The 6,320-nt window shown below is 66.1% G+C and carries 4 protein-coding genes; 3 read left to right on the top strand and 1 reads right to left on the bottom strand.

The features are described 5' to 3' along the window. The coding region (locus tag VGE27_RS03440; RefSeq protein WP_331048236.1) for an Ig-like domain-containing protein at positions 1 to 594 on the bottom strand (594 nt) is incomplete at its 3' end. A gap of 170 nt (positions 595 to 764) precedes the next feature. Here VGE27_RS03440 and VGE27_RS03435 point away from each other — a divergent pair. From VGE27_RS03435 to VGE27_RS03425, 3 genes are all read left to right on the top strand, one after another. Beyond that, positions 765 to 3,311: a zinc-dependent metalloprotease gene (locus VGE27_RS03435; RefSeq protein ID WP_331048235.1), complete on the top strand. Its 2,547-nt coding sequence runs from the start codon at positions 765 to 767 to the stop codon at positions 3,309 to 3,311. 2 nt (positions 3,312 to 3,313) lie between these two features. Next, the gene (locus VGE27_RS03430; RefSeq protein ID WP_331048234.1) at positions 3,314 to 4,645 is read left to right on the top strand and encodes a DUF1343 domain-containing protein; all 1,332 of its coding nucleotides are present in this window, start codon (positions 3,314 to 3,316) and stop codon (positions 4,643 to 4,645) included. Positions 4,646 to 4,680: 35 nt separating this feature from the next. Then, a partial coding sequence (locus VGE27_RS03425; protein WP_331048233.1) for a DUF6259 domain-containing protein occupies positions 4,681 to 6,320 on the top strand: 1,640 nt, incomplete at its 3' end.

The following is a 6,320-nucleotide window of genomic DNA, read 5'->3' as shown; positions in this document are numbered from 1 at the left end:
GATGGTGGCGGTACGATCACCCAGGCCGGCAAACGCCTTGGCGGTGATGAGGCCCGTCGCACTCACGGTGGCCACAGCGGTGTCGCTGCTGGTCCAGGTGGCCGCACGGTCCGGAATGACCGTGCCGGCGGCATCACTGGCGATGGCCGTGATTTGGTTGGTCTGTCCCGGACGCACGGTGCTGGCCGTCTGGCTCACGCGAAGCGAGGCCACAGCAACCGGGGATACGGTGATGGTGGCAGAGCCGGAGATGCCGCCGGTGCTGGCCGTAATCGTCGCCGTGCCCGGTGCGGCGGTGGTGATGCGCGCGCCCGTCACCACGCCCGAACCGTCGACGCTGGCAACGGCCGGATTGGACGAGGTCCAGGTGTAGGTGCGGCCACCGAGTGTGCTGCCCTTGGACCCGATCGTGGTGGCGGTGAGGGCCTGTGTGGCACCACTGGCGAGCGTTGCGGTGGCGGGGCTGACCGTGACCCGCTCGGGTGATTCCGGGGCGGTGGAATCACCACCGCCGCCGCAGGCGCCCGCACCGAGCACGACCAGCGACAGGAGGGTGTTCCGGAGCGTAGCTCGCGGATGGAGGAGGGAGCGCATACGAGGGGGAGGCGAGGGGAAGGCTGGACCGGGACAACTTGTGGGCTATCACCTGAACACGCGCAGATGCACCGTAAATCCGCTCATGCGTCCCGATCGGGCAGCGCCCGCCGGGTCCGCGCCGTACAGTTGGCGTTGGGCACCTCCACATCCCTGCACCGCCTGCGCACATGATCAGACCCTCGCTGGCTCCTCTCCCGTCACGGTTGGCCGCCCTGGTGGGCGCCCTGGCCCTGACCTCGACCTCCCTCGCCGCGCAGAATCCCCCGGCTGGTGGCGCTGCCGCCGCTGGTGCGGCCACCCAACCTCCGGCCGGCGGCGCTGCTGCGGGTCAGGGTGCTGCCCGCGGCCCCCGCCCCTACGCTCAGGTCATCCCGTCGCGGGCAAAGACCGAACGCGGTGGCATCACCGTTCACAAGGTCGACGAGCGCTTCCTGTTCGAAGTGCCCGATTCTCTCATGGGACGCGACTTCCTGATGGTCACGCGCGCCGCCGGTGTGCCGGGCGGAGCGGGTGGTTTCCAGAGCGCCGGCAGCTCGCTCAACGAGCGTCTCGTGCGCTGGGAGCGCGTGGGCGACCGCGTGCTGCTCAAGAGCATCAACCTGCTCGCCGTGGCCGACGACACGCTGCCGATCGCCAAGAGCGTGGCGCAGAACTACTACCCGGCTATCATCGGTGCCTTCCCGGTGGCGGCGTATGGGCGCGACAGCTCCACGGCCGTCATCGACGTGACGGACTTCTTTGCCGCGGACAATCCGGCCACGTCGGGCCTCGATGCCAACGCCCGTCGCACGTATGGCGTGCGCCGTTTCGACCCGGCGCGTTCGTACATCGCCAGCATGCGCGGCTTCCCGATCAATGTGGAAGTGCGCCAGGTGCAGACCTTCGACGCCGCCACGCCGCCCAGTGATCCGGACGGTGGTTCGGTGACGATGGAGACGCGTCAGTCGCTCATGCTGCTGCCGAAGACGCCGATGCGTCCGCGCTACTCCGATGCGCGCGTGGGCTACTTCACGGTGGACCGTGTCAACTACGGCCTCGATGTGCAGAAGGCCGAAAGCCAGACGTTCATCACGCGCTGGCGCCTCGAGCCCAAGGATCCCGCGGCGTACGCGCGTGGTGAACTGGTCGAGCCGGTGAAGCCGATCGTGTATTACCTCGACCCGGCCACACCGAACCGCTGGAAGCCGTTCGTGAAGCAGGGCGTGGAAGACTGGCAGAAGGTGTTCGAGAAGGCCGGTTTCAAGAACGCCATTCTCGCCAAGGAAGCGCCGAGCGCGGCGGAAGATCCTGATTTCGACATGGACGATGCGCGCTACAGCATCGTGCGCTGGGCGGCGAGCCTGACACGCAATGCGACGGGTCCGCACACGCACGACCCGCGCTCGGGTGAGATCATCAACAGCGAGATCACGTGGTACCACAACCACATGCGCTCGTATCGCAACTGGCTCATCATGGAGACGGGTGCCGCCAATCCGGCCGCGCGCACGCTCAACATGCCCGACGAGCTGATGGGCGAGACGATGCGCCAGGTGATCACGCACGAAATCGGTCACGCGCTGGGCCTGCAGCACAACATGATCGCGTCGGCGTCGTTCCCGGTGGACTCGCTCCGCAGCGTGTCGTTCACGCGCAAGTACGGCGTGAGCGCGACCATCATGGACTACGCGCGCCAGAATTACGTGGCCCAGCCGGGCGACGGTCTGCAGACGAAGGACTTCATCCGTCGCCTTGGACCCTTCGACGACTACGCCATCAACTGGGGCTACCGCGTCACCGCCACGCCGACGGCGGAAGCCGAACGCAAGGTGCTGCACGACTGGCTGGTGAATCAGAACGGTCCGTTCCCGTATCGCTACGTGGCGCAGCAGGCCGGCTCGGCCGATCCGCGCAACCAGACGGAAGATCTGGGCGACGATCCGCTCAAGGCGTCGACGTATTCGACGGCCAACTACAAGCGCATGATCCCGCAGCTCGTGCAGTGGACCACGTCGGCGGGCGAAGACTTCTCGGAACTGCGTGAAGTGTACGAAGAGTCGGTGGGTCGCTGGTTCGGCAACATGGGGCACGTCGCCACGATCATCGGTGGTGTGGAAGTGGACCTCAAGACCGGTGAGCAGTCGGGCGCCGTGTACACGGTGGTGCCCAAGGCCCGTCAGAAGGCGGCGCTCGCGTTCCTCAGCTCCACGGCCATTGCCACGCCGGACTGGCTGATGCCCAAGGAGATCGTCAGCCGCATCGGTCCGAACCCGATCGTGGCGACCCGTCAGGCCGCACTGATCACGTCGCTGCTGACGCCGGGTCGTCTCGGCCGCATGGCGGAGTCGGAACGGTATGATGCGACGAACGCGTATCCGGTGGCGGAGTACATGAGCGACCTCACGCGTGCCGTGTTCCCGGGCGCGGCCAGCGACCTGCACCGCCGTCAACTGCAGCGCGCGTATCTCCAGCGTCTGCAGGCACTGATCTCGCCGCCGACCGGCCCGGCCGCAGCTGGCGGACCCGGCGGTGGATTTGGCGGGCAGCAGCGTTTCCTGCCGTTCATCACGGCGCCGGCAGTGCCCACCAGCGACATGCCGGCTCTGGCGCGTCAGCAGCTGCGCGATATCCAGCGCAATGCCCGCACCTACGCGACCACCAGCACGGCCGCGACCACGCGTGCACATTGGAATGACGTGGTAGAACGCATCACCTCCATCCTCGAACCTCGCTGACCATGGTCTCTCGCATTTCCTGCGCTCCCGGTGACCGCCGTCAACGCCGTACTTCTGGTGTCACGAGCCTCGCTGTCGCGGCATCCATGCTGATGGCTGCTGCCTGTTCCCCGGCGGCAGACACCGCCGCCAAGGACAGCACGGCCGCGGCGGCCGCCACAACGGCGACCGGCAACGTGATCCCCGGCGTCGAAGTGTTGCTCACCGATTCGCTGCACCTGCTCAAGGGCAAGAAGGTCGGTCTGCTCACCAATCACTCGGGGCGCAATCGCGCGGGTGAGAGCACGGTGGACCTGCTGTTCAAGGCCCCCGATGTGCAGCTCGTCGCGCTGTATGGCCCCGAGCATGGCATCCGCGGTGAAGCCAAGGCCGGCGAGAAGATTTCGTCGGGCGTGGACGAAAAGACTGGCGTGAAGGTGTACTCGCTGTATGGCACGGTGGAGACGCCGACCGCCGACATGGTGAAGGACATCGACGTGCTGGTGTACGACATCCAGGATGTGGGTGCGCGCGTCTACACGTACGAGTGGACGCTCGCGCTGGCCATGGAAGCCGCGAAGAAGCCGGTCGTCATCCTCGACCGGCCGAATCCGATCCGTGCCGACATGATCGAAGGCAACATCCTCGAGCTGCCGTTCCGTTCGCTCGTGGGTCAGCATGCGGTGGCGCTGCGGTACGGCCTCACGGTGGGTGAGCTGATGAGCTACCTCGTGGGCACGAAGGCGATCAACGCCCAGGTCACCGTGGTGCCCATGAAGAACTACACGCGTTCGATGTGGTACGACGAGACGGGCATTCCCCGTGTGAACCCCTCGCCGAACCTGCGCACGCTGGACGCCGAGTTGCTGTACCCCGGCACGGTGTTCTTCGAAGGCACGAACGCGACGGAAGGCCGCGGCACGGATTCGCCGTTCACGCTGATCGGTGCGGCGTACCTCAAGGACAACGTGGCCATCGCGGAGGAACTCAACGCGCTCAAGCTGCCCGGCGTGCAGTTCGACACCGCCACGCGCACGATCGAAGCCGGCTACAAGTTCGGCGGCGAGACCATCCCGATGATCTCGGTGAAGGTCACCGATCGCAACGCGGTGCGTCCCGTTGAGCTGGGCATCCGTATGCTGCGCGCGTTCTACGCGCATCACCCGCAGGAGTTCAAGTGGCGCGAACCGTCGGCCAACGCGGCCGGTCGCATTCGTGGCATCGATCGCCTCGCGGGCACGGACAAGCTCACCAAGGCCGTGGAAGCCAACACGGTGGACGAGCTGATCAAGCAGTGGGATGCGGACGCCGCGAAGTTCCGCGATCTCGTGAAGCCGTATCTCATCTACCAGTGATCGGGCGCTTCACCTCACCCTTTGCACTTCTCATCATGCCCCTTCGTCCGGACTCCGGCACGGAAGGCGTTGTGAACCGGCCGCCGCACCATTTGGTGCGGCGGTTGTTGTTTCGCACCCTTCCGATCGCCGCATCCCTGAGCTTGCTGGCGTGCACCGATTTCAGTGCCGACGCCGATGCCACGCTGCACTCCACCGGCATCAAGGTCACGCTCTCCAAAACCGACGGTCATATCGTCAAGCTGGTGGACGGCAAGAAGCGCCAGATCGCGGGGCGTGAAACCGACTCACTCGGCCTCTGGACGCTCGACGTGGGCGCCGATTCGGCGCGACACACCGTGTCTGCCTCGCAGGCGAAGCAGTTCACCATGAATCGCCGGCCCGGTGATACGCTGGTGCTGGAGTGGCGCGAGTTTCCAGCGCCGTTGACGCAGCTCGCGGTCACGGCGCATGTAACACTGCGTCGCGACAGCACGACGGCGTGGAGCATCGCGCTGAGCGGTATGGACACGGTGTCGGTGGAACAGGTGCACTTTCCGCGCGTCACCGGCATTGCCGTGGAAGAAGGCGCCGAGCTGGCGGTGCCCTACTGGATGGGCCAGCGCGCGCGTCAGCCACGCACTCTGCTCGCCGGCCCCGAGGGCAAGGGCAAGCGGCACGAGTGGGCGTATCCCGGTGCGACGTCCATGCAGATGGTGGCACTGTCGCACCCCGAACACGGCGGCATGTACTTCGCCGCCGACGACACCGCCGCGTATCGCAAGAGCTTCGCGCTGTGGGGCGAAGGTGGTGGCGATTCGGCAGGCTACGCCATGGTGCACGTGCTGAGCGACCCGGGCAAGAACAGGGACTACGCTCCGTCGTACAATGCGATCATTGGTGTGGTGCCTGGTGACTGGCTCACGGCGGTGGAGCGCTATCGCGACTGGGGCACCAAGCAGTACTGGGCGCGCGAAAGCCGCTTGCATTCGGGTATCACGCCCAAGTGGATGACGGATGCCGGTGCGTGGGAGTGGAACCGCGGTCGTTCGGATGTGGTGCTCGAACCGGCCGCCGCATTGCAGAAGGACGTGGGGCTTCCGGTGAACGTCTTCTGGCATTGGTGGCATCACGGTCCGTACGACACGAGCTTCCCTGACTACATCCCGCCACGTGAGGGAGCGCAGCCCTTCACCAAGGCCGTCGCCAAGGCACACGACGCGGGATTGCACGCCATCGTGTACATGAACCAGCGCCTCTGGTGCACGAACACGCCAAGCTGGACCAAGGACGGCGCCGACAAGTGGGCGGTGCGCGAGCGTGATGGCACCATCCGGCTCGAGACGTACAACGTGTTCAACCCGCTGCCCTGCGCCACCATGAACCCGTACAACGAGTTCTGGCGCAACAAGTACGTGGGCATCGCCGATACAGTGCTCAACCAGTATGGCATCGACGGCATCTACATGGACCAGGCCGTGCTCAGTCTGATCGACTGGAGCCAGGGACACGGGCATCCGGTTGGCGGTGGCAACTACTGGATGCAGGGCTTCCGTGAACTGGCCAAGTCGCTGCGCGCGCGCGGTGGTGATGGCCGCGGCTTCGCCGGCGAGGGTGGTGGCGAAAGCTGGATGCCCGACCTGGATGCCTTCCTCACGCTGCAGGTGAGCCAGGAACGCTACATGGATCCGGCCAG

Origin of the sequence: Gemmatimonas sp. (assembly GCF_036405635.1) — a bacterium.
In the GTDB taxonomy this organism is placed as follows: domain Bacteria; phylum Gemmatimonadota; class Gemmatimonadetes; order Gemmatimonadales; family Gemmatimonadaceae; genus Gemmatimonas.
The sequence above is the reverse complement of the archived record's forward strand: the minus strand, read 5'-3'. Positions and strand labels throughout refer to the sequence as shown.

What these genes read in the sequence shown, in the direction of transcription:
- VGE27_RS03435 (WP_331048235.1), top strand. Translation starts at nt 765, where the DNA reads ATGATCAGACCCTCGCTGGCTCCTCTCCCGTCACGGTTGGCCGCCCTG.
- VGE27_RS03430 (WP_331048234.1), top strand. Translation starts at nt 3,314, where the DNA reads ATGGTCTCTCGCATTTCCTGCGCTCCCGGTGACCGCCGTCAACGCCGT.